20 protein-coding genes are annotated in these 25,638 nt (G+C 74.6%); 9 read left to right on the top strand and 11 right to left on the bottom strand.

All coding sequences use genetic code 11. From position 1 onward, the window contains the following. Positions 1 to 2: 2 nt before the first annotated feature. On the top strand, positions 3 to 1,346 hold the full coding sequence (locus L3X23_RS10210; RefSeq protein WP_237191985.1) for a beta-galactosidase: 1,344 nt from the start codon (positions 3 to 5) through the stop codon (positions 1,344 to 1,346). A gap of 66 nt (positions 1,347 to 1,412) precedes the next feature. Here the strand turns inward: L3X23_RS10210 and fabG are convergent, their stop codons facing one another. Further along, positions 1,413 to 2,174, bottom strand: coding sequence for a 3-oxoacyl-ACP reductase FabG (gene fabG / locus L3X23_RS10215; protein ID WP_237191986.1), 762 nt, complete (start codon positions 2,172 to 2,174; stop codon positions 1,413 to 1,415). A gap of 177 nt (positions 2,175 to 2,351) precedes the next feature. Here fabG and L3X23_RS10220 point away from each other — a divergent pair, with 177 nt between their 5' ends. Genes L3X23_RS10220 through L3X23_RS10235 form a run of 4 tightly spaced genes read left to right on the top strand, consistent with a single transcriptional unit; the run spans position 2,352 to position 5,150 of the window. After that, a complete protein-coding gene (locus L3X23_RS10220) occupies positions 2,352 to 3,116 on the top strand; it encodes an SDR family NAD(P)-dependent oxidoreductase (protein ID WP_237191987.1) in 765 nt (254 codons plus the stop codon). Between the two features lie 51 nt (positions 3,117 to 3,167). Further along, the gene (locus L3X23_RS10225; protein ID WP_237191988.1) at positions 3,168 to 3,701 is read left to right on the top strand and encodes a YbhB/YbcL family Raf kinase inhibitor-like protein; all 534 of its coding nucleotides are present in this window, start codon (positions 3,168 to 3,170) and stop codon (positions 3,699 to 3,701) included. 37 nt (positions 3,702 to 3,738) lie between these two features. Next, a complete protein-coding gene (locus L3X23_RS10230) occupies positions 3,739 to 4,323 on the top strand; it encodes a hemerythrin domain-containing protein (RefSeq protein WP_237191989.1) in 585 nt (194 codons plus the stop codon). Next, a complete protein-coding gene (locus L3X23_RS10235; protein ID WP_237191990.1) occupies positions 4,320 to 5,150 on the top strand; it encodes a family 1 encapsulin nanocompartment shell protein in 831 nt (276 codons plus the stop codon). Before L3X23_RS10230 ends, L3X23_RS10235 begins: the two co-directional genes overlap by 4 nt. 49 nt (positions 5,151 to 5,199) lie before the next feature. Here the strand turns inward: L3X23_RS10235 and L3X23_RS10240 are convergent, their stop codons facing one another. Together L3X23_RS10240 and L3X23_RS10245 are read right to left on the bottom strand one after the other, a co-directional pair. Then, complete coding sequence (locus L3X23_RS10240; protein WP_237191991.1) at positions 5,200 to 6,006, bottom strand: hypothetical protein; 807 nt, start codon at positions 6,004 to 6,006, stop codon at positions 5,200 to 5,202. A gap of 11 nt (positions 6,007 to 6,017) precedes the next feature. Then, positions 6,018 to 6,584: a hypothetical protein gene (locus tag L3X23_RS10245; RefSeq protein WP_237191992.1), complete on the bottom strand. Its 567-nt coding sequence runs from the start codon at positions 6,582 to 6,584 to the stop codon at positions 6,018 to 6,020. A gap of 112 nt (positions 6,585 to 6,696) precedes the next feature. Between L3X23_RS10245 and L3X23_RS10250 the strand changes: the two genes are divergently transcribed. Beyond that, on the top strand, positions 6,697 to 7,800 hold the full coding sequence (locus L3X23_RS10250) for a hypothetical protein (RefSeq protein WP_237191993.1): 1,104 nt from the start codon (positions 6,697 to 6,699) through the stop codon (positions 7,798 to 7,800). 168 nt (positions 7,801 to 7,968) lie between these two features. Here the strand turns inward: L3X23_RS10250 and L3X23_RS10255 are convergent, their stop codons facing one another. Then, positions 7,969 to 9,651, bottom strand: coding sequence for a class I adenylate-forming enzyme family protein (locus L3X23_RS10255; RefSeq protein ID WP_237191994.1), 1,683 nt, complete (start codon positions 9,649 to 9,651; stop codon positions 7,969 to 7,971). A gap of 47 nt (positions 9,652 to 9,698) precedes the next feature. Between L3X23_RS10255 and L3X23_RS10260 the strand changes: the two genes are divergently transcribed. Further along, a complete protein-coding gene (locus tag L3X23_RS10260) occupies positions 9,699 to 10,766 on the top strand; it encodes an AbrB family transcriptional regulator (protein ID WP_237191995.1) in 1,068 nt (355 codons plus the stop codon). On the opposite strand, the gene L3X23_RS10265 is transcribed toward L3X23_RS10260, so the two are convergent. Both L3X23_RS10265 and L3X23_RS10270 read right to left on the bottom strand, forming a co-directional pair. Beyond that, positions 10,732 to 12,111 (bottom strand): MFS transporter, encoded by a 1,380-nt coding sequence (locus tag L3X23_RS10265; protein WP_237191996.1) that lies wholly within the window; start codon positions 12,109 to 12,111, stop codon positions 10,732 to 10,734. The genes L3X23_RS10260 and L3X23_RS10265 overlap by 35 nt on opposite strands. Positions 12,112 to 12,159: 48 nt before the next feature. Then, positions 12,160 to 13,026: an ABC transporter substrate-binding protein gene (locus tag L3X23_RS10270; protein WP_237191997.1), complete on the bottom strand. Its 867-nt coding sequence runs from the start codon at positions 13,024 to 13,026 to the stop codon at positions 12,160 to 12,162. Positions 13,027 to 13,110: 84 nt separating this feature from the next. Between L3X23_RS10270 and pgm the strand changes: the two genes are divergently transcribed. Continuing rightward, complete coding sequence (gene pgm / locus L3X23_RS10275) at positions 13,111 to 14,739, top strand: phosphoglucomutase (alpha-D-glucose-1,6-bisphosphate-dependent) (protein WP_237191998.1); 1,629 nt, start codon at positions 13,111 to 13,113, stop codon at positions 14,737 to 14,739. Further along, positions 14,736 to 15,479 (top strand): polyphosphate--glucose phosphotransferase, encoded by a 744-nt coding sequence (gene ppgK, locus L3X23_RS10280; RefSeq protein ID WP_237191999.1) that lies wholly within the window; start codon positions 14,736 to 14,738, stop codon positions 15,477 to 15,479. The genes pgm and ppgK overlap by 4 nt, the downstream gene beginning before the upstream one ends. Here the strand turns inward: ppgK and L3X23_RS10285 are convergent. From L3X23_RS10285 to L3X23_RS10305, 5 genes are all read right to left on the bottom strand, one after another. Beyond that, the gene (locus tag L3X23_RS10285) at positions 15,448 to 17,346 is read right to left on the bottom strand and encodes an ABC transporter ATP-binding protein (protein WP_237192000.1); all 1,899 of its coding nucleotides are present in this window, start codon (positions 17,344 to 17,346) and stop codon (positions 15,448 to 15,450) included. The two genes, ppgK and L3X23_RS10285, sit on opposite strands and share 32 nt — an antisense overlap. Positions 17,347 to 17,459: 113 nt before the next feature. After that, a complete protein-coding gene (locus tag L3X23_RS10290; protein ID WP_237192001.1) occupies positions 17,460 to 18,932 on the bottom strand; it encodes a mannitol dehydrogenase family protein in 1,473 nt (490 codons plus the stop codon). 75 nt (positions 18,933 to 19,007) lie between these two features. Next, positions 19,008 to 19,880, bottom strand: a complete 873-nt coding sequence (locus L3X23_RS10295; RefSeq protein ID WP_237197988.1) for an aldose 1-epimerase family protein — start codon at positions 19,878 to 19,880, stop codon at positions 19,008 to 19,010. A 38-nt stretch (positions 19,881 to 19,918) separates the two neighbouring features. After that, positions 19,919 to 24,271, bottom strand: a complete 4,353-nt coding sequence (locus L3X23_RS35850) for an AAA family ATPase (RefSeq protein ID WP_305080926.1) — start codon at positions 24,269 to 24,271, stop codon at positions 19,919 to 19,921. Further along, positions 24,271 to 25,506, bottom strand: a complete 1,236-nt coding sequence (locus L3X23_RS10305; protein ID WP_093078057.1) for a DNA repair exonuclease — start codon at positions 25,504 to 25,506, stop codon at positions 24,271 to 24,273. Before L3X23_RS10305 ends, L3X23_RS35850 begins: the two co-directional genes overlap by 1 nt. Positions 25,507 to 25,638 lie beyond the last annotated feature (132 nt).

Below are 25,638 nucleotides of genomic sequence, written 5' to 3' on the forward strand. Positions count from 1 at the left end.
CCGTGCGTACGAGACTCGCTCCCCTGGTCGCCGCGGTCGCGGCGGGCCTCGTCCTGCTCGCCGGGTGTTCCGGCGACCCCACGCCGAGCGGGGAGGGGACCGACCGCACGGTGTCCGGCCTCGACCTGTCCGAGGGCTGGGACTGGCAGCCGCAGGCGACGCCGCTGGAGCTCGGCGTCACCCACACCCAGAACACGCTCGACGCCGCCGACGTGCCCGAGGCGGACGCGCGCGGCGCGGCGATCCTCGCCAAGAGCGGTGACTGGCAGAACGTGCACCTGATGGGCTTCGGCACGCTCAACCCCGAGCCCTCCCCCGGCGACTACGACTGGTCCACGCTCGACCGGCGGATGAAGCTCGTGCAGGACGCGGGCGCCAAGACGATCCTCACCGCCTGCTGCGCGCCGGACTGGATGAAGGGCGGCCAGGCCGGGCAGACCAACTGGGACGAGCTGGAGAAGGCGCCGGACCCGGACCAGTTCCAGGCCTACGCCGACCTCGTCGCGCAGACCGTGCAGCGCTACCCGCAGATCGAGAAGGTGCAGGTCTGGAACGAGCTCAAGGGCTTCTTCCACCCGGAGTGGAACCGCTGGGACTACGAGGGCTACACGGACCTCTACAACCGCGTCTACACCGCGGTGAAGGCCGTCCGGCCGGACGTGCAGGTCGGCGGCCCGTACCCGGTCATGATCAGCCTGACCCGGGACGACACCAACGCCTCCGACGAGGTGACCGGCCCGTGGGGCGCGCTCGACCAGCGGGTGATCGACGCGCTGGACTACTGGTTCGCGAACAAGGTCGGCGCGGACTTCCTCGTCGTCGACGGCGGCACCGCGGTCCGGGAGGGCACGATCAGCGGCAGGCTGGACGACGCGGCGCGCAAGTTCGTCGACGTCGACCGGTGGCTGCAGAGCAAGTCGAACCTGCCGATCTGGTGGGCCGAGTTCTACCCGGACGTCCCGCCCGGCCAGGACGCCTCGGCGACCAGCCAGGCCAGCGCCGCCGCCACGCTCTCGGCGGTCGACGCGTTCGCCCGCTCCGGCGCCGCGGGCGCCCTGCTCTGGGGCCCGCAGGAGTACGACCTGCAGTATGCGGCCCTGTGGACCGACGCGACCGAGGCGGACGGCGGGCAACCCACCCCGCTGACCCCCGCCTGGGAGTGGCTCGTCCCCCGGCTCGCCGCGGGCGGGATGGAGCTGGGCACGAGCCAGACCCAGCCGCTGATCGCCTTCCGCGCCCCGGACGGCTCGGTGCTCGTGGCGAACATGAGCGACCAGTCCGTCCCCGTGCAGGGCCAGGACCCGATCCCGCCCTACGGCATCGGCACCGCCCCGGCCCGCTCCTGACCACCCGCCCCTCGACGGCGAACGGCGCGTCCGCTCACACCGAGTGGGCGAACGCGCCGTTCGTCGTCAGGTCTTGGGGCCGCCTGCGACGTAGATGACCTGGCCGTTGACGAAGCCGGAGCGCTCGTCGACGAAGAACGACACCGTCTGGGCGATGTCCTCGACCTCGCCCGCACGCTGCACCGGGATCTCCTTGGCCCGCGCGGTGCGGTACTCGTCCCAGTCCAGGCCCAGCCGCTCGGCGGTCGCCTTGGTCATCTCACTGGCGATGAAGCCGGGCGCGATGCAGTTCGCCGTGACACCGAACTTGCCCAGCTCGATCGCGAGGGTCTTGGTGAAGCCCTGCAGGCCCGCCTTCGCCGTGGAGTAGTTGGCCTGCCCGCGGTTGCCCAGCGCCGAGGTCGACGACAGGTTCACGATGCGACCGAACTTCGCGTCCACCATGTGCTTCTGCACGGCCTTGGTCATCAGGAACGAGCCCTTGAGGTGCACGTTCATCACGGCGTCCCAGTCCGACTCGGCCATCTTGAAGATGAGGTTGTCCCGGGTGATGCCCGCGTTGTTGACCAGCACGGTCGGCGCGCCGAGCTCCTCGGCGACCCGCGCGACCGCCGCCTCGACGGCCGCCGCGTCCGACACGTCCGCACCGATGGCGAGAGCGGTGCCCCCGGCGGCGGCGATCGCCTCCACGGTGCCCTTGGCCGCAGACTCCTCCAGGTCGATCACCGCGACCTTGAAGCCGTCCTGCGCCAGCCGCAGCGCCGTCGCCGCGCCGATCCCGCGCGCCGCACCCGTCACGATCGCGACCCGCCCCTGGGTCTCCGCCATGTCCCGTCTCCTTCGACTTCGCCGACACTGCGTCGCTGCCACCACGCCGCTCGACACCGAGCTCCCGATCGAACGATCGGATCGCCCCGATCCTCGCATCGCCTCGCCGTTCGCGGCCAAGCCGTGTCGCACGAGACACGTCGGCGGTGTGGTGCGACTGCATTAGGGTCGTCCCCCATGACGGTTCTGGAGCGGTTCTCGTTGAGTGGCAGGGTGGCCATCGTCACGGGCGCGTCGTCGGGGCTCGGAGTGGCCTTCGCGAAGGCGCTCGCGGAGGCCGGGGCGGACGTCGTGCTGGGAGCGCGGCGCGCCGACCGGTTGGCCGACACCCAGAAGCTGGTCGAGGGGCTGGACCGGCGCGCGCTGTCGGTCGCCACCGACGTGGCGAGCCAGCCCGCGTGCCAGAACCTCGTCGACACCGCGATGGCCGAGTTCGGCCGGGTGGACGTGCTGGTGAACAACGCGGGCATCGGCACCGCCCACCCGGCGACCCGGGAGACCGTCGAGCAGTTCACGCAGGTCATCGACGTCAACCTGAACGGCTGCTACTGGATGGCGCAGGCCTGCGGGCGGGTCATGCAGCCCGGCAGCAGCATCGTCAACATCTCCAGCATCCTCGGCCTCACCACCGCGGGTCTCCCCCAGGCCGCCTACTCCGCGAGCAAGGCGGGCCTCATCGGCCTGACCCGTGACCTCGCCCAGCAGTGGGGCGGCCGCAAGGGCATCCGGGTCAACGCGCTGGCCCCGGGTTTCTTCGAGTCCGAGATGACCGACACCTACCAGCCCGGCTACCTGGACACGATGCTCGAGCAGCGGGTCCCGTTGGGGCGCAAGGGCGATCCCGAGGAGCTCGCCGCCGCGCTGGTCTTCCTGGCCAGCTCCGCGGGCGGCTACGTGACCGGTCAGACCTTCGCCGTCGACGGCGGGATCACGATCACCTGATCTCCGCGTTCGACACGGCGGGCCGGGGCCGAGGTCTGCCATCATCCGGGCATGAGCCACGATCCCTACAGCGACCTCCCCCAGGTCCCGTCGTTCGACGTGACGAGCACCGACGTCAAGGACGGCGGCACCCTCGCCACCGCTCAGCTCTCCGGCATCTTCGGCGTCCCCGGCGGCGAGGACGTCTCGCCCTCCCTGACGTGGAGCGGGTTCCCCGCCGAGACCAAGTCCTTCGTCGTGACCTGCTACGACCCGGACGCGCCCACGGCGTCGGGCTTCTGGCACTGGGCGGTCGTCGACCTGCCCGCCTCGACCACCTCGCTGCCGACGAACGCGGGCGACGAGGGCGCGGACCTGCCCGGGGGCGCGTTCACCCTGGCCAACGACGGCGGCCTCAAGCGCTTCCTGGGCGCCGCCCCGCCGCCCGGACACGGCCCCCACCGCTACTTCTTCGTGGTGCACGCGGTGGACGTGGAGAGCCTGGGCATCCCGGAGGAGGCGTCCAACGCCTTCCTCGGGTTCAACCTGTTCAGCCACACCCTGGCGCGCGCCACGCTCGTCGCGACGCACGAGAACAAGGGCTGACCTGCGGGCACGGCCGGGGACCGCTAGCGTCCCCGCCGTGCCCGACATCACCGAACTGATCCTCGACGATCACGAGTGGTTCCGGCGCCGCTTCGCGGAGCTGGACCACCACCGTGTCGCCGAGGCCGATCCCACCACCCTGCGCGAGACCTGGCGTCCGATCGCCGACCTGCTGGACGTGCACGCCGAGGCGGAGGAGCGCATCTTCTACCCCCACCTGCTCCGCTCGGGCGAGAACGACCCCCAGGAGGAGACGCTCGACGCCATCGGCGACCACAACGACATCCGGGACGGCGTGCGGCAGGCCGACCGGCACCCCGTCGGGAGCGCCGGGTGGTGGGAGGGCGTCGACGCGGCCCGGGCCGCGAACGACGAGCACATGGGCGAGGAGGAGAACGAGGGCCTCCCCGACTTCCGGCTCCACGCCCCGAGCGGGCTCCGCGATGCGCTCGGGGTCCAGTTCACCGAGTTCAAACAGCGGCACGCGGGCACCCGCGGGCTCGACGTCGTGGACAAGGACCCGCAGCAGTACGTCGACGACATCGAGCGGGAGATCGCTCCGCCGTCGGACTCGTCCGGCGACGTCTCGCTCGGCATCGGCAGTTTGAGAGGACGACCGTGACCGCACCCTCCGACCATCTCCTCCGGGCGCACGCGCCCATCCCGACCGAGTCGTGGAAGGCCATCGACGACGAGGCCAGGGAGCGACTCACCCCGCTCCTGGCGGCCCGCAAGGTCGTCGACTTCGTCGGCGCGGGCGGCTGGCACCGCTCCGCCTACTCGCTCGGTCGCAGCACCGCACTGGCCGGCCCCCCGCCGGGCGTCGAGGGCGCGGACGGGGTCCGCACGTCCGTGCGGCGCGTCCAGCCCCTCGCCGAGGTGCGGGTGCCGTTCACGGTGAGCCGCGCGGAGATCGACGACATCCAGCGCGGCGCCCCCGACCCGGACCTCGACGATCTCGCGCGGGCCGCCCGGGTCGCGGCGGAGGTGGAGAACCGGGCCATCTTCCACGGCTGGCCCGCCGCCCAGGTGGAGGGGATCGCGCAGGTCTCGCCCTACCCGTCGCCCGCCTTGGGCGCGGACTGCCTGACCTGGCCCGGCGCCGTGGCCCGCGGCGTGGACGCCCTGCGCCGCAACGGGATCGGCGGCCCGTACTCACTGCTGGTCGCCCCGGATCTCTACACCAGGATCGTGGAGACCACCGAGCACGGCGGCTACCTGCTGTTCGACCACCTCAAGAACATCCTGCGCGGCCACGTCGTCTGGACGGCGGGGGTGGACGGCGCCGTCCTGGTCAGCGAGCGCGGCGGCGACTTCGTGCTGGACGTGGGGCAGGACCTCTCCGTCGGCTATCTCAGCCACGACGCCGAGACGGTCTCCCTCTACCTCGAGGAGTCCTTCACCTTCCGCGTCCTCGAGCCCGACGCCGGCATAATCTTCAGCACCTGAGCCGTGCGTGGCGATGGTCGCTCTGGCGACCATCGCCACTCACGGGTGGTCAGAGGGTGAGCAGGCGGTCGAAGAACGCGCGGTAGCGGTTGAGGGCCTGGCGGAGCTGCTCGGTGTCCGCCCCCTCGTTGCGCAGGTCCCGCTCCAGGTCGGCACGCTGCGTCGCGAACAGCTCCGCGACGTCGTCGAGGACGTGGCCGACCAGCTCGTTGGCGTCCCGGACCGCGCCGCGCGGCTCGTCGACGAAGGAGGCCTTGAGGCCCTCCCACCGGTGCCGGTAGTCCTCGGCCCGCTCGGCGGGGACGAGCGCGACGGCCTGCTCCCCCGTCTGCGCCTGCGGGTCCCGGGCGCCGAGGCGGTCGGAGTAGGACCCGCCGTCGTCCTCCTCGCGGCGCGCCGAGGTGGCGGGGCGCGGGTCGGTGCGGCCCGGCGCCCTGTCGGTGTCCGACGCCGGTCCGGTGGCGGTGTCCGGCGTGGGTTCGCGCCAGGTGTCGCCCGCGGCCGCGGGGTCGCGGACGGCGTCGTGGGACTCGGTGCGGTGCTGGTCGGCGCGGTCCGGGTCGGTCCAGTGCGAGTCCGTCTGGTGCGAGTCGGTGTCGCGGGCCGCCTCGCGCGGCGCGTCGCCGCGGGGGACGTCGACGACGCGCATGTCGTCCCTGCGGGTGTGGTCGCCGGTCGGCCCCGTGGGGTGCTCGGTGGTGTGCTCGGTGGTGTGCTCGGTGGCGTGCTCGTCGTGGCCCCGGGGGGTGGGGAACTCGTCGGCGGGTCGGTCGCGGGTGTCGGTGGCGGACGTCGTGGTGCGCGGCTCGTCCCGGCCGAGGACCTTGTCCATGAAGGTGCGGTCGTCGTCGCTCATGTCGTCTCTCCTCAGGCGTGGGTGTTGGTGCGGCCGGTGTCGCGGCCCAGCAGGGCCTCGACGAGCTCGCGGTAGGCCGTGACGGCGCCGCGCAGGTCCTCGGTGTCCGCGCGGTGGTCGCGGTTGGCGGCGGCGATGCGCCGCGCCTCGCGGTAGCGCTGGACGACCACGGGATGCTCGACGGCGACGTCCTTGGCGCGCTCGTCGGCGTCGTCGACGGGGTAGCCGCGGGCGGACATCAGCTCGTCGACCAGCGCGTCGGCGTGCTCGACGGCGCGGTCCGGGTCGTCGACGAACTCCGCCTGCACGCTCGTCCAGCGTTGTTCGAAGGTGGCCCGCTCGCGCTCGTCGAGCTCGCGCAGCGGCAACGCGCGGTGGCGCTTCTCGCGCTCGGCGAGCACCCGGTCGGTTTCGGCGGGGTCCCCGGTCTCGGCGAGCTGACGGTCGTACTCGGGACCGAAGCGTTCCTTGAGCCGTGCGCTGCGGCGCTTCCCGGCACGCGACCACGCGAAGGCCACCACGGCCAGGAGCGCGATCACCACGACGACGATCACTACGATGACTGCGGTGCTGCTCATGCCCTCCGGGTGCCCCACCGCGCGCCGTCACAATCCGGTGGTTCACTCTCGATCTGTGACCGCCATCACACTGATGTGAGGGAGGAGGAATCACTCCGTGTCATCCGAGGGAATGGATACCGCCACCCGGATCGAAGCGGCCGCGGACGAGCTCTACGGCGTCCCGCCGGAGGACTTCGTGCCCGTCCGCGACGAGCTGGTCGCGGAGGCGAAGGCCGCCGACGACAAGGACGCCGCGAAGGCGATCGGCAGGCTGCGCAGGCCCAACCAGGCCGCCTGGCTCGCCAACCTGCTCGCCCGCGAGCGCGGCGACCAGCTCGACGCGCTGCTGGACCTCGCGGGCGAGCTGTCCTCCGCCCAGCGCGCGCTCGACGGCGCGCAGCTGCGCGCGCTGTCCGCCCAGCGGTCCAAGCTCGTCGGGGCGATGGCCCGGGAGGCCCGCCGGATCGCGGCCGCGGACGGCCACCGGGTCACCGAGAGCGTGGAGCGGGACCTGCGCGGGATCCTGGACGCCGCCCTCGCCGACCCCGACATCGCCGACGAGGTCCGGTCGGGACGACTGACCCGCACCGTCAGCTGGTCGGGTTTCGGCCCGGAGGCGGGTGCGTCCTCGCTCGGCGGCCGGGCCGCGGGCCGGCCGGGCACCCGGGAGCCGCGCGAGCCGCGCACGGCCCGCACCCCCCGCCGTCCCGCGCCGGGCAGGCCCGGTCAGGGCCTCCCGGGCGTCGAGGCGCGGCGCGGCCGCCGGACCGTCGGACCGGGCGAGCCGGGGGACGACGTCCTGGAGACGCCCGAGACCGCCGAGTCGCAGTCCGACGCTCCGTCCGACACGCCGTCCGACACGGAGTCCAACGCGGAGTCCGAGGCGGAGCGTCGCGAGCGGGAGCGGGCCGAACGGGCGGAGGCGGAGCGCCGTGAACAGGAGCGGGCCGCGGCCGAGGAAGCGGTCGCCGAGTCCCGCCGCAGCGCGGAACGGGCCGCGGACGCCCACGAGGACGCCACCGCCACCCTCCGGGACGCCGAGTCCGAGCGCGACGACGCCGGCGCCCGCGTCGAGCAGCTCACCGCCGAGCTCGACCGCGCCCGGGAGGCCCGCACCGCCGCACAGTCCGCGGTGAAGGACGCCGCGCGGGCCGAACGCGAGGCGAGCCGGGCCGCCCGGGACGCCGCCGCCGCGCTCGCGAAGGCCGAGGCGCTGCTCGACTCGCTCCGGTGACAGCCCCCAGCCGCGCGACCCCCTCAGGCGAACGGCGCGTTCGCTCACTAGGTGTGAACGAGCGCGCCGCTCGCGCCCGAGCTGCGGGGTTTCACGAACGGCGCGTTCGCTCACTAGGTCTGAACGAACGCGCCGTTCGCTCCTGAGCTGCGGGGTTTCGCTCCCCGATCACCCCGCGGAGGCGTCGCGAAGCTCCCGCTTGAGCAGCTTGCCCGTCGCGGTGCGCGGGAGCGGCTCGGTCCAGAACCGCACGTGGGTGGGCACGGCGAAGGTCGCCACCCGCTCGGCCACCTGGTGCTGCAGCTCCTCGACCGTGCCGGTCGCGCCCGGCCGCACCCGCACCGCCACCGCGACCTCCTCGCCCAGAGTCGGGTGCGGGACGCCGTAGACCGCCACCTCCGCCACCCACGGCAGCTCGTGCAGCGCGGCCTCGACCTGGGAGCTGTAGACGTTCTCGCCGCCGCGGATCACCACGTCCTTGAGCCGGTCCACCACGTACACCCAGCCCCGCTCGACGTACCCGAGGTCCCCGGTGCGGAACCACCCGTCGACGAACGCGGCCGCGGTCGCCGCCGGGTCGTTCCAGTAGCCGGGGACGACGTTCGGCCCGCGGAACCACAGCTCGCCGAGGCGGTCCGGGCCGCTGTCGACGTCCGCCCCCGTCTCGGGGTCCACGATCCGCAGGTCCGCCCCGGGCGCGAGCCGCCCGACGCTGTCCGGGTGGGCCTGGAAGTCCGTGGACACGTTGGCGCACAGCGCGGACGTCGTCTCGGTGAGGCCGTAGCCGTTGGACGCGTAGGGGCCGAGCCCGGCGCCGATGCGCCGCACCAGCTCCGGCGGGATCGGCGCCCCGCCCATGGCGAACCGGTTCAGGCTGCCCAGCTCGTCGGGGTGCGCGATCGCGTCCTCGGCCAGCTCGCCCAGCGTCGTCGGGACGCCGGCGGCGCCGGTGAGACGGTGGGTGCGCACCAGCCGTCGAGCCTCGGCGCGGTCCCAGCGGTACAGCGTGGCCACCGAGCCGCCGGTCAGGACCTGCCCGTAGAGGCTGTTGAGCCCGGCGATGTGGAAGAGCGGGTAGGTCAGCAGCACCCCGGTCGGTCCACCGGGGGTCGCGCCGCGGGCGCGCAGTCCGGCGCGCGCGGTGAGCATGGTGTTCAGCGCGTTGGTGACGTGGTTGCGGTGGGTGTGCACCGCGCCCTTCGGACGGCCGGTGGTGCCGGAGGTGTAGAGGATCGTGGAGAGGTCGTCCGGGGCCACGGTGACCGGCGGCGGGCCCGCGGTGGGATCGAGCGAGGCCATCAGCTCCGCCCACTCCCGGGCGTCCGACTCCCCGGTCCCCCGGACCCGCACCACCGGGACGTGCCCCACCAGCGCCGGGGCGCGCTCGCCGTCCGCCACCACCAGCCGCGCACCGGAGTCCCCGACCGCCCAGACCAGCTCCCCCGCCGTCCACCAGGCGTTGAGCGGCACCGCGACCAGGCCGGCGACCTGCGCCGCCCAGAACGCGACGCTCCACTCCGGGTAGTTGCGCATCGCGATCCCGAGGCGGTCCCCCGGCGCCAGCCCGTACTGCGTGAGCAGCGCGTCGGCGAGGCCGTAGACCTGCCGCAGGTGCTCCCCGTAGCTGCGCACCTCGTCCGCGTAGGCCCAGTGCGGGCGTTCGGCGAACGCGGCGGAGGCGTGCAGGATCTCCGCCAGGGTGGTGGGCCCGCTCGCGTAGACGCGCATCGGGATCCCCCCGACGGTCTCCTCCCGCAGCGGGAACTCGCCGCCCGGCGCCGTCAGCTCGGCGAGCGCGCGGCCGACCGGGGTCTGCGCGGCGGGAAGGACGTCGTCGTCGACTCCGCTCATGTCGATCACCCTGCCACGCCCGGACCACGACGTGACAGGGTCACGGTGTGGCGGTGCAACGGATCAAGGACTTCCCGTGGGGCCGGTGGGCCCTGCTGCTCGTCCTCACCGTCGGGCTCACGGCGGTGCTGCAGGCGCTCGGTGTGCCCTCCCCCGCCCTGTTCGCGGGCCTCGCGGTCGCCACCGTGCTCGCGTTGATCGGGATCGGGCCGGAGCGCGTCGCGCGGCCCGCGACGTCCGGGGCGCAGGCCGTGATCGGCGTCGTCATCGGGGTGCTGGCCACGCCCGGGACCCTGTCGTCCGTCGCCGTCGACTGGCTCCCGGTCCTGCTGGTCAGCCTCGGCACGCTCGCGGTCAGCATGGCCGCCGGGCTGCTGCTGGGCCTGCAGCGGGGCGTGTCCCCGCTGACCGGGATGCTCGCGCTGACCGCGGGCGGCGCCTCGGGGCTGGTGGCCGTCACCCGCGAGCTGGGCGGGGACGAGCGGATCGTGTCGGTGATCCAGTACCTGCGGGTCGGGATGGTCACGGCCACCATGCCGATCGTGGCGACGGCGGTGTTCGGCGCCGCCCACGTCGGGGTCGGCGGCGGGGCCCAGCCGAGCTCCGCGCCCTGGTACCTGGGCCTCGCCCTGGTCGCGGTCTGCGCGCTGGTCGGCGTCCCGGTCGCGAACCGGCTGCACGTGCCCGCGGGGGCGCTGCTCGGGCCGATGGTCCTGGCGCTGGCGCTCAGCCTGGGCGGGCTCACCTTCGGCGCGTCGCCGCCCGAGCCGCTGGTCGACGTCGCGTACGCGGTGATCGGCTGGCAGGCGGGCCTGCGGTTCACCCGACCCGCCCTGCGCATCGTGCTGCGGGTGCTCCCGGCCGCGACGGCGTTGATCCTGGCGATCGTCGCGGCCTGCGCGGGGCTGGGCCTGGTGCTCTCGTGGACCACGGACGCCTCGCTGCTCGACGGCTACCTGGCCACGACCCCGGGCGGGGTGTACGCCGTGCTGGCCACGGCGATCTCCTCCGGCGGGGACGTGACGTTCGTCGTCGCCGTCCAGGTGGTGCGGGTGATCCTGATGCTGCTCGTGGCCCCGTTCATCGCGCGGCTCGTGGGCCGGCGCTGGAGCTGATGTCCGCGAGGCTCCGGCCGGTCGTGCGCGGCCCGAGCACGGCGACGTCCACCGCGACGATCACCATCGCCGCCGCGATGGCGGCGAACACGGCCGTCGGACCGGCCGAGTCCAGCAGCGGGACCAGCAGGAACGGCATCACCGCGGTCGCGAGCCGGGACAGCGAGTAGGCCGAGCCCGCGCCGGTGGCCCGCAGCGTCGTCGGGAAGAGCTCGCCCGAGTAGACGTGGAAGCCGTTGGAGAACAGGTTGCTGATCACCGTGTATCCGAAGCCCAGCAGCACGATCGCCACCGGGCTGCTCGAGTAGCCGAAGGCCAGGCCGAGCACGATCATGCCGAGCGCCGCGCCGACGATCATCGTCTTGCGCTCGAACCGCTCGATCAGCGGGATGGACAGCGCCGAGCCGATCGGGTAGCCGAGGAAGGACAGGGCGGTGAAGGTCAGCCCCTGGACGACGTCGTACCCCTTGGCCGCCAACACCAACGGGACCAGCGTGCCGAAGCCGTAGTAGCCGAAGGTCTGGAAGAGCTGGAAGATCCACAGCATGATCGTGCGGGTCCGCCAGGGCGCGCGGAACAGGGCGCGCACGGGCTCGCGCGTCGGCGGCGCGGTGTCGGCGACCGGCTCCAGGGGCGGCAGCGCACCCGCCTGCGCCTCGAACGTGCGGACCACCGCGTCCGCCTCCTCGGCCCGGCCGACCGAGGCCAGCCACCGCGGCGACTCCGGCAGTCCGCGCCGCATCGCCCAGCAGATGATCGCGCCGACCCCGCCGAGCAGGAACATCCAGCGCCAGCCCTCGAGCCCGAGGAAGGTGTGCGGGGTGATCACCCGGGCCAGCAGGCCCGCCACCGGCACACCGCAGAAGCCCAGGGTGTACGCCCACGCGATCATCCGGCCGCGCTTGCGGGCGGGCAGCAGGTCCGAGAGGTAGGCGTCGCACAGCGGCAGCTCGGCGCCGATCCCGACCCCGGCGAGGAACCGGAACAGGATCAACAGCTCGACGTTCGGACTGAACGCGGCCAGCACCGAGAACACCGAGTAGATCCCCAGGGTCAGGAAGAACGCCCGCCTGCGCCCGAGCCGGTCGGCCAGCCGGGACAACGTGATCGCACCCAGGAACGCCCCGACGAACGCCGAGGCGAGCACCAGCTTCTGGGTCGTGCCGGTGACCCCGAACTCCTTGCCGAGCACGGTCGCGAGGGTCCCGGCGAGGAAGACCTCGTACAGGTCGAAGAACATCCCGATGCCGACGGCGACCACCGCGAAGCGGTGTCGGGGGGTGATCGGCAGCCGGTCCATCCGTGCGTGGATCTCGGCCGCCGTGCTGTGCGACGTCGATGTCATACCCGCATCGTGAACCGAGACTCACCATGTATGCCGGGCGAGAACGTGCTATGTCCGGATGATCCGGCCTGCCGGGGGCTCGGGAACGCGCGCGGGGTGCAGGGCCCACGCCAGCGCCTCGATCCCGTCGACCAGCCCGGGACCCGCCTTGACGACGAGCTCGGCGGAGTCGATCGCCACGACCGGCACCCCGGGGAACCGGTCGCGGACCGGCCCCGCCTGGGCGACGGCGTCGTCGAGGCCGAAGCCGCACGGGGCGACCACGACGACGTCGGGTGCCTGGGCCTGCAGCGCGGACCACTCCGCCGCCACGCTGCGGCCGCCCTCGACGCCGGCGAGCGGCTCCCCGCCCGCGCGCCGCACCAGCTCGGGCACCCAGTGCCCCGGGACGTAGGCCGGATCGGTCCACTCCAGGACCAGGACCCGGGGGCGCGGTGCGTCGGCGACGGCCGCGGCGACGGCGGCCAGACGCTCCGTCAGGTCCCGGACCAGCTGCGACGCCGCGTGGTGCGCCCCCGCCGCCGCGCCGACGTCCGCGATCGCGGCGAGGACGTCGTCGAGCGTGTGCGGGTCCACGGAGACGACGGTGGCGGCGGACCCGATCTCGGCCAGTGCCTCCTCGACGGTGCCCGCGGGCAGCGCGCAGACCCGGCAGAGGTCCTGGGTGAGGATCAGGTCCGGGTCGATCTCCCGCAGCGCGGCCCGGTCCAGCTCGTACAGCGGCAGCCCGGCGGCAGCCCGCTCGCCGACCCACGCGTCGATCTCCGCGGGCGCGAGCCCCGGCGGGATCGCGGTGTCCACCACGACGGGCACCCCGGGCGCCGGACACTCGAACGTGACGGCGGCGAGGGACTCCCGCAGCCCGAGCCGCAGGGTGATCTCGGTGGCGGCGGGCAGCAACGACGCGATCCGCATGACCGGCAGCCTACGGCCGCTCCTGCGTGGCGAGTGGTGCTCCAGCACTACTGACCGCTCACGAGCAGCCGTAGGCTGCCGGTCATGGCCAACCACCCGCGGGCGGGCACCCCCGCCCTGCCCGAGGACCTCGTCGACCTGTCGGCCCTGCTCGCCGCCTACGCGGACGTGCACCCCGATCCCGCCGTGGCCGCCCAGCGGGTGGCGTTCGGGACCTCGGGGCACCGCGGGTCCGCGCTGAGCGCCACGTTCAACGACGACCACATCGCCGCCACGAGCCAGGCCATCGCGGAGTACCGCGCGCAGCAGGGCACCGACGGCCCGCTGTTCCTCGGCAAGGACACCCACGCGCTGTCCGACCCCGCCTGGGTCACCGCGGTGGAGGTGTTGTCCGCCAACGGGGTCCGGGTGCTGGTGGACAGCCGCGACCGCTGGACCCCCACCCCCGCCGTCTCGCACGCCATCCTCACCCACAACGCGGGGCGCACCGCGGGGCTCGCGGACGGCGTCGTCGTCACGCCCTCGCACAACCCGCCCGCGGACGGCGGCTTCAAGTACAACCCGCCGGACGGCGGCCCCGCGGGCACGGACGCGACCGGCTGGATCGCAGGCCGCGCGAACGAACTCCTGGAGGCCGGGCTGCGCGGGGTGCGGCGGACCCCGATCGAGCGGGCCGAGCGGGGCACGTACGACTTCCTCGACGCCTACGTCAGCGACCTCGGCTCCGTCGTGGACCTCGACGCCGTGCGCGGCGCCGGGGTCGTGCTGGGCGCCGACCCGCTCGGCGGCGCGTCCGTGGACTACTGGGGCGCCATCGCCGAGCGCTACAAGCTCGACCTGACGGTGGTGAACCCGACGGTCGACCCGACGTTCGCGTTCATGACGCTGGACTGGGACGGCAAGATCCGCATGGACTGCTCCTCCCCCTACGCCATGGCCTCGCTCGTCGCGGGCAAGGACCGGTTCACGATCTCCACCGGCAACGACGCGGACTCCGACCGGCACGGCATCGTCACCCGGGACGCCGGGCTGATGAACCCGAACCACTACCTCGCCGTCGCCATCCGGTACCTCTACGCGCACCGCCCCGGCTGGCCCGCGGGCGCGGCCGTCGGGAAGACGGCGGTGAGCTCGTCGATGATCGACCGGGTGGCCGCCGACCTGGGCCGGGAGCTGCTCGAGGTGCCGGTCGGGTTCAAGTGGTTCGTCCCCGGTCTGCGCGACGGGAGCATCGCGTTCGGCGGCGAGGAGAGCGCGGGGGCGTCGTTCCTGCGCACGGACGGCCGCCCGTGGTCGACGGACAAGGACGGGATCATCCTCTGCCTGCTCGCCGGGGAGATCACCGCGGTCACCGGCCGGACGCCGTCGGAGCACTACGCCGAGCTGACCGAGCGGTTCGGCGCGCCCGCCTACGCCCGGATCGACGTGGCCTGCTCGCGGGAGGACAAGGCGAAGCTGGGCAAGCTGTCCGCCTCGGATGTCACGGCCACCTCGCTGGCGGGCGAGGAGATCACCGCCCGCCTGACCACGGCGCCGGGCAACGGCGCCCCGCTCGGCGGGCTGAAGGTGACCACGGAGCACGGCTGGTTCGCCGCCCGCCCGTCCGGCACCGAGGACGTGTACAAGGTCTACGCGGAGAGCTTCCTCGGACCCGAGCACCTGGCGCGGATCCAGGAAGAGGCACAAGAGGTCGTCAAGGGGGCGCTGGCATGAGCCGCAAGCACGTCGGCCTGGGGATCGACATCGGCGGGTCCGGGATCAAGGGCGCGCCCGTGGACCTGGAGAAGGGGAAGCTGGCCGACGAGCGGCTGCGCATCCCCACGCCGCAGCCGTCCACCCCGGAGGCGGTGGCGGAGGTCGTCGGGCAGATCCTCGACCACTTCGGCTGGAAGGACCCCTTCGGCTGCACCTTCCCCGCGGTCGTCCAGCACGGGGTCACCCAGACCGCGGCCAATGTGGACAAGACCTGGATCGGCGCGGACGCCCACCACGTGATCAAGCACGTCACCGGGCGCAAGGCGCTCGTGGTGAACGACGCCGACGCCGCGGGCATGGCGGAGGTCGAGTACGGCGCGGCGAAGGGGCACGACGGAACCGTGCTCGTGTCCACCCTGGGCACCGGGATCGGGTCGGCGCTGGTGATCGGCGGGCGGCTGGTCCCCAACACCGAGCTGGGCCACGTGGAGCTCGACGGCGTGGACTACGAGACCCGCGCCGCCGACTCGGCCCGCGAGCGCGAGGACCTGTCCTGGGAGGACTGGGGAGCCCGGCTGACGCGGTACTACCAGCACATCGAGAACCTGCTGTGGCCGGACCTGATCGTGGTCGGCGGCGGGGTGAGCAAGAAGTTCTCCCGCTGGAGCCCCTACGTCAGCACCCGCACCCCCCTGGTCCCCGCCGAGCTGCTCAACGAGGCCGGGATCATCGGGGCGGCGCTGCTGGCGCACGACTGAACGCCTCGGCCTGGATGGTGTAGAGCTCCGCGTACTCGCCGTCCAGGGCCATCAGCTCCTCGTGCGTGCCCTGTTCGAGGACGCGGCCGTCGCGCAGCACCACGATCCGGTCGGCGTCCCGGATGTTCGCGAGCCGGTGGGTGACCAGGACCGTCAGCCGGTCCGCACCCCCGGCCCGCAACGCCCCGAACACCGCCTTCTCGGCGCGGGCGTCCATCGCCGCCGTCGGCTCGTCCGCCACGACGACCGGCGCGTCGCGGTAGAGCCCGCGGGCGACGCCGATGCGCTGCCACTGCCCGCCGGAGAGGTCCCGGCCGCCCTGGAACTCCTTGGACAGCATGGAGTCCCGGCCGACCTCGTCGACGACGGTGTGGGCACCGGAGCGGTCCACCGCGTCCCGGAACAGCGCGTCGGTGGGGTCCGGTCGTTCGAGCCTGCCGATGCGGACGTTGTTCTCCGCCGTCATCGGCCAGCGCAGCGGCTCCTGCCGGACGACGCCGACCCGGTCGAGCAGCGCGTCCTCGTCGACCGCGGAGGTGGGCACCCCGTCCCAGCGCACCTCGCCCGCGGTGGGCAGCATCAGGCCGGTGAGCAGGGTGGACAGGGTGGTCTTGCCCGACCCGTTCTCCCCCACGAGGGCGATCACCTCGCCGCGGCGGAAGGTGAGGTCGATGTCGTGCAGGGCGTCCGCGGCGGCGCCGGGATAGCGGAACGACACGTGCGCCAGCTCGATCGTTCCCGGGTCGCCGGGCAGCTCCCGGACGCCGGGTGGTCGGGTGCGGGCGTCGAGGGTCTCGACGCAGGTCTGCATCAGGTCGAGGTGCACGCCCACCTCGAACAGGCCGTTCACCGCGTACACGCCGCTCAGGATCGCGCCGCTCGCGCGCTGCATCGCGACGACCGCCGTGCCGGCGAGGGCCAGCGGCAGCCACCCCGCCCATGCGATCAGCGCGAGGACGCCGTACGCCGCGCCGGTGACCAGGCCGGACAGGCCGCGCCCGGTCGTCGCGAGGCGGTTCTGCCGGTGCCCCAGCCGGATCGCGCCGCGCATCAGCTCGGCGGCGATGCGCCGGTGCTCCCGCAGCACCACCTCGCGGGCCGTGTAGGCGCGCAGCTCCGCCGCCGGGTCCCGGCCGGTGATCAGGTATCCGGTGACCCCTCGCCGCCGGTTCGCCGAGTTCAGCTCCACGATCGAGGCCATGTCGGCCTGCCGGGCGCGCACGCTCGCCCAGGCCTGCGGGAGCCCCGTGATCAGCACGAGCGGCGCGAGCAGGGGATGGAGCACGGCCGCCGCGACCACCGCGGCGAGCAGGGTGACCGTCGAGGCGATCAGGTTCTCCAGCAGGTCCACGCCGATCCGGATGCGCATGATCGATCCGTAAGCGTTGCGCTGCACCAGCTCGGCGAAGTCCGGGTCGTCGAACGCGATCAGTTCCACCCGCACCAGCCGGGAGTACAGCTCGTCCTCGGCCTCGCGCTCGATCCGCGGGGACAGCTCCGACTTCACCGCCCCCGCGGCGGCGTCCAGCAGCGCCCGGCCCGCCAGCGCGGCGACGACCCACGCCATCGCGGGGAGCGCGGCGAGCAGGCGCTCCGGTGTCGGGACGGCGGCGAGCAGACCCGTGAAGACGTCCGCCGTCGCGAGCAGGCCGAAGGCGGTGACCCCCGCCGCGGCGAGGCTCACGACGCCGGACAGCACGGTGAACCCGGGCGAGGCGCGCCACGCCCACCCGACCAGCACCGACACCGTGCGCGGCAGCCCGCGCGCGATGGTCCACGGCCCCGCCTCGGCCGCCCGCTGCTGGTCCCTCAGGTAGAACGGCGTCTCCATGTCGGCCGCACCGATCAGCGGCGGTGTGTCCCCCATCGCTCCATGGTGCCGAGTGGCCGCACGTTTCGTGCTCTGGTTGCGGTCGCAACAGCGCTCAGCGCACGGAACCGACGACCACGCAGCACTGAGCGCACGAAACGTGCGCAACCTCAGCGGGCGACCAGCGCCTCCACCGTCGCCCGGGCGCCCTTGTCGTGCAGGGAGTCCAGCGCCCACAGGTAGGCCTCGCGGAAGCGCTCCTGCCGGGCGAGGTCGCCGAAGACGGCGGTGTTCTCGATGAACGCCGTCGGGTTCTCGCGCTGGGTCCGCGCGAGTGGGACCAGGGTCTCGGCGAGGCGGTCCTGGACGTCGATCGGCTCGCCCTTCTCGTCGACGCCCTCGGCGTAGCGCGCCCAGCCCGCGACGACCGCGGCGGCGCGCTCCAGCTCGCCGCCGTGCTCGAGCTGGTGGCGGATCACCGGGAGCACCCACAGCGAGATGCGGTCGGAGCTGCCGAAGTTGATGCGCGCCAGGGTGTCGGCGACGCCGGGGTTGGCGAAGCGCTCGATCAGCGTCGTCTTGTACTCGTCGAGGTCCACGCCCGGGACCGGGGACAGCGTCGGCGTGCCCTCGTGGTCCATGTAGGCGCGCAGGAAACGCGCGAACAGCGGGTCGCCCGCCACCTCGTGGACGTACCGGTGCCCCGCCAGGAAGCCGAGGTAGCCCAGGGCCTGGTGCCCGGCGTTGAGCAGGCGCAGCTTCATCAGCTCGTACGGGACGACGTCCTCGACGAGCTGCACCCCGACGTCCTCGAACGGCGGGCGGCCCGCCGTGAAGTGGTCCTCGAGCACCCACTGCGTGAACGGCTCGCAGACGACCGGCCAGCCGTCCTCCAGGTCGAACTCCTCGGCGAGGCGCGCGGTGTCCTCGGGGCTGGTGGCGGGGGTGATGCGGTCCACCATGGAGTTCGGGAAGCCGACGTTCTCCTCGATCCAGGTGGCCAGCCCGGCGTCCTTGAGCCGCGCGAACGCCGCGAACGTGCGGGCGGCGGTGTCGCCGTTGCCCTGGATGTTGTCGCAGCTCATGATCGTGAAGCCGGGCAGGCCGCGCTCGCGGCGGCGGCGCAGGGCCTCGGTGACCAGGCCGAACACCGTGGCGGGCACCGCGCCCGCGGCGAGGTCGGCGCGGACGGCGGGGTCCTCGGCGTCGAACTCGCCGGTGACCTGGTCGATCGTGTAGCCGCCCTCCGTGATCGTCAGCGACACGATCCGGGTGCCTGGGGCGGCCATCTTCTCGATGACGGCCTCGGGCGAGTCCGGCGCGAAGAGGTACTCGACGATCGAGCCGATCACCCGCGGCCGCAACGACCCGTCGGACTGCTTCTCGACGAGCGTGTAGAGCCCCTCCTGCGCGGTCAGCACCTCCTGCATCCGCCGGTCCCCCGGCAGCACGCCGACGCCGCAGATGCCCCAGTCCAGGGCCTCGCCCTCGTTCATCAGGGCGTCGACGTACATCGCCTGGTGCGCCCGATGGAAGCCGCCCACTCCGAAGTGGACGATGCCGACCGTCACCTCGGACCGGTCGTAGGACGGGACCTCCACCCCGTCGAGCTGCGGTGGCACGCCCCCGACCAGCGACACCATGGCTCTCCTCCCACGTCTGCTCCGACGAGGGCCGAGCCTAACGGCCCGCCGCCGCCGGGGCAGGGCGGAGCCGGCTCAGAACGGACGCAGCCCCCAGCTCCCGGTCCAGGACTCCCCCGGCTCGAGGATCTGCAGGTCCGTGCCGGAGTTCAGGGCGTCCGGCGGGCACGTCATGGGCTCGACGGCGACGGCCCGGCCGTGGCCGGGCATGTCGTCCGGGGTGAACACCTGCACCCACCCGAAGGCGGGGTCCGCCCAGAGCTCGACGCCGCCGTCCGGACCGGTCAGGGTGTGGCGGACGAGGCCGTCGGTGGGGACGCAGTCCCCGAACGCGTCGTCCAGGGTCGTGGTGGCCAGCGGGAACGTGGTGTCCCGTGGCGCGAGCGGGCCGCTCGGGATCTGGTCGCGCAGCGGGAGCTGCGCGCGGGCGGCGAGGGTGAGGGTGCAGTCGTCGGTCGGGGTGTCCCCGATCCGCAGGTACGGGTGGAAGCCGAGGCCGAACGGGATCGGGCCGGAGCCCTCGTTGGTCGCGGTGGTCTCGACGGACAGCCCGTCGTCCCCGACCCGGTAGGTGACGGCGACGGTGACCGGCTGCGGCCACCCGTTCTGCGGCGGCGCGGTCGCCGTCAGGGTGATCGCCGCGTCCGTCTGGTCCGAGGGGCGCCAGAAGGCGTGGCGGAGCAGACCGTGGATCGCGTTGCCCGCGGCGGGTTCGCTCAGCGCCAGCTGCTGGGTCCGCCCCTCCCACGTCCAGCGGCCGCCCGCGACGCGGTTCGGCCAGGGCGCGAGCAGGGCGCCCGAACCGCGCGGGGGCCGGGAGCCGTCCGGGACGGGCTCGGTGTACAGGGTCTCGCCGACGGCGAAGTACCGCAGCCCCGCCCCGACCTCGCTCACCGCCGCCCGGGCCGCGCCGGAGACGATCGTGAAGTGCTCACCGCACGGATCCATCACGCCGGAGATCCTGCCGGCGACACGGACGTGCCCGTTCAGGAGGCCAGCAACGGGGCCGGGGCGCCGAGGTCGATCACGGTCGCGTCGCCCGCGAGGGCGGCGAGGTGGTCGTGGTGGGAGAACAGCAGGACCTGCCAGTCCGCGGCCAGCTCGGCGAGGACGGCGAGCGCGGCGGCGGCGCGGACGTCGTCGAAGGTCATGAGGACGTCGTCGAGCACGACGGGGACCACCGGCAGCCCGGCCGCGCGGCGCTCGGCCTGCAGCTGTCGGATGCCGGCCAGCCGCAACGCGAGGAAGACCTGGTCGGCGGTGCCCTCGGACAGCCGCTCGGGACCGAGCTCCTCCCCGTCCGCCCGCACGGCCACGAGCGTGCGGGACTCCCCCGTGCCACCCGGCCGCAGCGCGGTGAACCGGCCGCCGGTGAGCCGCGCGAGCAGCCCGCCCGCCTCCTCCAGCAGCGGCGACGAGTGCCTGCGCTCGTAGCCCTCCAGCTCGCGACGCAGCGTCTCGCGCTGCAGGTGCACCACGACGTAGCGCTCCGCCGCCTCGGCCGCGCGGGCCAGGTGCTCCTGCGCCTCGGCGTGCAGCACCGCGGCGCCGTCCGCCCCCTCCAGGACCCGGCGCCGGTCCCGCAGCCTGCCGAGCTGCTCGTAGAGCTCGGCCGCCTCCTGGGAGAGGGCCGCGGCGGTGGCCCTGGCCTGGTCGAGGTCCGCGGCCAGGCCCGACTCCTCCGCCGTCTCCGAGGCCGCGACCAGCTCGTCCGCGTCGAGGTCCGGGGCCGCGGTGCGCAGCAGCGCCAGGGCGGTCTGCTCCTCGGCGGAGATCCGCACGGCCTCGCGGCCCCGCTCGGCGGCCGCGTCCAGCCCACCCTCCTCGGGGGTCGAGGTGAGCCACAGCTCGACGGCGAGGCGGTCCAGCCTGCCGCGGGCCGCGGCGGCCTCGCGCCGCACCCGTCGGGCCTCGGACTCGGTCTGCTCCAGCAGCGCGTCGACGTGCCGGGCGGACACCGCGGCGGCCGCCGCCTCCCGCACCCGGTCGGTCAGCTCCGGCAACGCCACGGCCGGGGAGGCGGGCGCACCCAGGTGTCGCTCGGCCAGGGCCGCGACCGCCTTCTCGTGGGCCGAGACCCGAGCGGCCAGCCGCTTGGCCTCGGCCGCCAGACCGCGGGCGTCCGCCTCCGCGCGCACCGCGGCGGCCAGCACCTCCCGGCGCATCCGCCAGGCGCCCGGGCCGAGGTCTCCCGGCTCCCCCGCGGCACGCAGGGCGTGCCGCCAGCGGACCAGGACCTGGTCGAGGTCGTGGCGACGCGCGTCCGCCTCGGCGGCGGCGCGCTCGGCGTCCGCCCGCAGCCGGGCCAGGACGGTGCGCCGGTCCCGGGCCGCGTCCGCCTCGGCCTCGAGATCGGCGGCGGCGTGCAGCAGCGCGTCCAGGTCGGCACCCGGCCGAGGCCGCCCCGCCGCCTCGAGCGCGGCGGCGAGCGTGCGGGCCTGCGCCTGCTCGTCCGCCACGAGGTCCCGGGCGCGGGCCAGGGCGTGGTCGCGCTCGGCCAGCGCGGTGCGCGCGGCCAGCAGGGCGGCGCGGACGGTGTCCGCCTCGTCCGGGTGCGGAGCCGGGACGTCCGCCCAGAGGGCGGTCCAGCGCTCCCGGGCCTCGGTCCGCGCCGCCGCGGCGGCCTCGGCGGCCCGCTCGGCGGCCGCGAGCTCCTCCTCGGTGGCGGTCAGCTCCGCACGGGCGCGGGTCAGCTCGGCCATCCGGTCCGCGGCGGTGATCATCCCGTCCGCGAGCCGGTCCGCCTCCCGCACCGCCCGCTCGACGGCGATCGCCGCCTCGGCCAAGCTGGTGATCCGCTCGTGGGGAGCGGGGCGGTCGGGAGTCGACCCGTCCGCTCCCGGACCGTGGATCTCGGGGGCGGGAGTCTGGGGCAGCTGTGTCACGGGAGTCGCGGAGCCGTCCGCGGCCGTGATCCACTCCTCGGGAGCGGGGCGGTCGGGAATCGACCTCTCTCCTCCCGACGTGTGGATCTCGGGGATGGGCTGGGCCGTGATCCGTTCCTGGGGAGCGGAGGGGTCGGGCAGCGACCTCTCGTCTTCCGACGAGTGGATCCCAGGGCTGGGCGAGGCCGCGGAGGCCTGGTGCGGGGCGCGCGGCGGAGCCGCGGAGCCGTCTGCGGCCGTGATCCACTCTTCGGGAGCGGGGCGGTCGGGAATCGACCTCTCTCCTCCCGACGTGTGGATCTCGGGGGTGGGCTGGGCCGTGATCCGTCCGTGGGGATCGGAGGGGTCGGGCAGCGACCTCTCGTCTTCCGACGAGTGGATCTCAGGGCTGGGCGAGGCCGCGGAGGCCTGGTCAGGGGCGCGGTGCGGAGCCGCGGAGCCGTCCGGGACAGTGATCCACTCCCCGGGAGCGGGGCGGTCGGAAATCGACCCCCCTGCTCCCGGACTGTGGATCTCGGGGGCGGGGTGGGCCGTGATCCGTCCGTGGGGAGCGTGAGGGTCGGAAATCGACCCCTCCGCTCCCGGACCGTGGATCTTGGGGGCGGGCTGGGTTGTGATCCGTTCCTGGGGAGCGGAGGGGTCGGGAATCGACCGTTCCCCTCCCGGACCGTGGATCTCGGGGGTGGGGTGGGCCGTGCTCTCGCGGGCGGCGGCGAGGAGGGTGTCCACCGCGGCGTCCCGGGCCGCGCGGGCGGCGGCCAGCGCGGCGGGGTCCGCCGGGGCTCCGTCGGCGACCAGCCGGTCGAGCGCGGCCCGCGCCGCGTCCCGACGGCGGGTGGCCCGGTGCGCCTCCCGCCGCGCCTGCCCGTCCGCCTCCGCGGCCTGCCGCAGTGCGGCGCGGTGCGCGGCGATCCGCGCGGCCGCGGGGGGCTCGGGCACCGCATCGGCGGGCGGCACCGCATCGGGCAGCACCGCGTCGGGCAGGACCGCGTCGGGCAGGACCGCGGAGCGAGCGGCGCCTTCGCTCACGAGGTCTGAACGAACGCGCCGTTCGTCGAGTGCAGGTGGGGGGAGGGCGGTGCCGGTCAGCGCCCGGGTCGCGCGGAGGGCGGCGTCCGCGGCCTCGCGGAGTGCCTCACGGCGCAGGGTGGCGGCGGAGCCCGCGGCGCGGACGGCGCGGTGCGCCTCGACCACCCGGGCGACGGCCGCGGAGTCCGGGCCCGCGGTGCCCTCGGCGGCCTCGCGGGCGGTCCGGCGGGCCTGCCGGTGCGCCTCGGCGGCCCGCTCCGCGGCGGCCTGCGCCCGCTCCACCTCCTCGCCCAGCGCCGCCAGGTCCGACGCCCGGTCGGCGGGCACCGTGAGCTGCTCCAGGCGCCGACGCAGCACCCGCGCGTCCACTCCCGGCTCGATCCGCTCGACGAGCTCCTCGGCCTCGCGGGCCCGGGCCGCCGACTCGGCGCGCAGGTCCGCGAGCCGGGCGGACTCGGCCTCCCGGGTCTGCCGCTCGCCGTCGAGGACGCGGATCCGCTCGGCGTCCGCGGTGAGCGCGTCCTCCACGCGGATCTCGGCGCGTTCGGCGCGCAGGTCCCGCAGCCGGGCCTCCAGCTCGTCCAGCGCCGCCTCTGCGGCGTCCCGGGCGGACCGGGCGGTGTCGAACTCGGCGAGGCGCGCCGCGTCCAGCACCACGCCCGAGGCCGCGAGCGCGGCCAGCTCGGCCCGCCGCCGCGCCACCGACCGCGCGGCCGAGTACGCCCGCAGCCGCTGCTGGGCCTCGACGCCCGCGCGGTCCGCCGCCTCGCGGTCGCGGGCCAGGCCCGCGGCCCGCCGTTCGAGCCGCTCGATCTCCTCGGCGAGCGCGGCGACGTCTCCCGCGCGCGACATCTGCTCGGCCATCGCGGCGTCGACGTGCTCGTACGCGCTGATCGCCCGGCGCAGCTCGACCGTGGAGGCGTTCCGGTGCTCCTTGTAGAGGCGGTCCGCCTCGTCGTCCAGCTCGGCGAGGACCGCGCGCACGTCACGCCCGCTGCGCGCGGTGAAGACCAGCTCGGCGAGCTCGCCGCCGCCCTCGCACAGCCGCGCCCCGCCCTCGCGCAGCGCCTGGTGGCCGAGCCCGAAGCTCTGCGCCCAGGTGCGCCGGGCGTGCGCGCCGCCCGGCCCCCACGGCGCCTCGACCGCGGTGCCCTCCGGCCCGAACAGCCCGCGGGTGGTGCGGCGGACCTCCAGCTCGGTGTCCTCCAGCGCGATCTCGGCCGCGATCGCCAGCCGCGCGGGGGACGCGGCGTAGGCGTGGCGGACGGGCCGGGGGAAGCCCCAGAGCAGATCGGACACCGCGTCGAGCAGGGTGGACTTGCCCGCCTCGTTCGGGCCGGTGACGAGCGTGAGGCCGGGACCGAGCGCGAGCAGCCGGCCCTCGTGGGTGCCGTAGCGCTCGAGGGTCAGCCCGGTGATCCGCATCAGCCGGACCCCGCCAGCCGCGCCCGCAGCTCCTCCTCGGCCCGCCGCGCTAGCGCCGCCAGCCCGGCGTGGTCGCGCAGATCCAGCCCCGCGCCGCGCAGCCGGCGCCCGACCTCGCGTTCCAGCGGCGCCACCATGGCCTCCACCTGCGACGGGTCCGCCACGAGCCGCTCCGCCGCCGCGGCCACCGCGCCCGCCAGCTCCTCGTCCACGGCGGCCTGCGCGGCGGCGGCGCGGGGTGAGCGGGTCCGGTTGCGCACCGTCTCGACGACGGCCCCGGACTTCTCCGCGACGATGTCGATCTCGGCGCGCAGCCACTCGGCGTCCAGCAGGGCGGGGGCGGCCGCCGTGGCGCCGTCGAGCGTGACCCGGGCGGCGACCGGCCGGGACCCCGCCTCCAGCCCGACGTCTCGCAGCCGCCCGTCCAGCGCGTCCAGCACCTCGTCCGCGTCTCCCAGGCCCGACACGTCCAGCCGGATGTGGGTCCAGCGCGCCACGTCGCACACCTCGTGGCGCAGCTGCGCCCGCCCGCCGGGCTCGACCTCGACGACCGTGGCGCCCTTGGCCCCCGGCTCGCGCGGGTGCCTGCCCTGCAGGTTCCCGCTGAACGCCGCCACGTGCTCGCCGTCCGCGACCACCCGCCGGTCGTGGACGTGGCCGAGGGCGAAGTACTCGTAGCGGCAGCGCTCGAGGTCCTCCGGGGTGCAGGGGGCGTAGGAGTCGTGGCCCTCGGCGCCGGTGACCGACGTGTGCAGCAGGCCCACGTTCACCAGCCCCGGGAGGCGGTCCGGGTAGGCCGGGACGAGGTTCTCCAGCACCGCGCGGGTGGCGAAGCCCTGGCCGTGCACGGCCAGGCCCACCTCGTCGAGCACCACGGTCTCGGGGCGGTCGGTGGCGAGCCGGTGCACGTTCGGCGGGAGCCGCAGCGAGCGCGTGATCTCGCTCTCCGCGTCGTGGTTGCCGTTGATCAGGAAGACCGGGATCCCCTCGTCGTGCAGCCGGGAGAGCTGCCGGACGAAGAAGGCGCCGGTGGCGTAGTCCCGCCAGTTCCCGTCGTAGACGTCCCCGGCCAGGAGCAGCGCGTCCGCCCGCTCGGCGACGCACAGGTCCACCAGGTTCTCGCAGGCCCGGCGGGTGGCCCGGCGCAGCGTGGCGGCCAGGTCGCTGTCCGCCAGACGGGACAGGCCCAGCAGCGGGCTGTCCAGGTGCAGGTCCGCGGCGTGGACCAGGCGCATGGCACCTCCCGAGAACTACATGCGTGGAATTCGAGGGTAGCGCCTGGCCCCGACAATCCGACGCAGCGTGCGGAACGGGACCCGACGTGCGCGACGCCACGTACTGCGACCTGCGGGGAAGGACGTACCGTT

The organism is Pseudonocardia sp. WMMC193 (assembly GCF_021728735.1).
Taxonomy (GTDB): Bacteria; Actinomycetota; Actinomycetes; order Mycobacteriales; family Pseudonocardiaceae; genus Pseudonocardia; species Pseudonocardia oroxyli.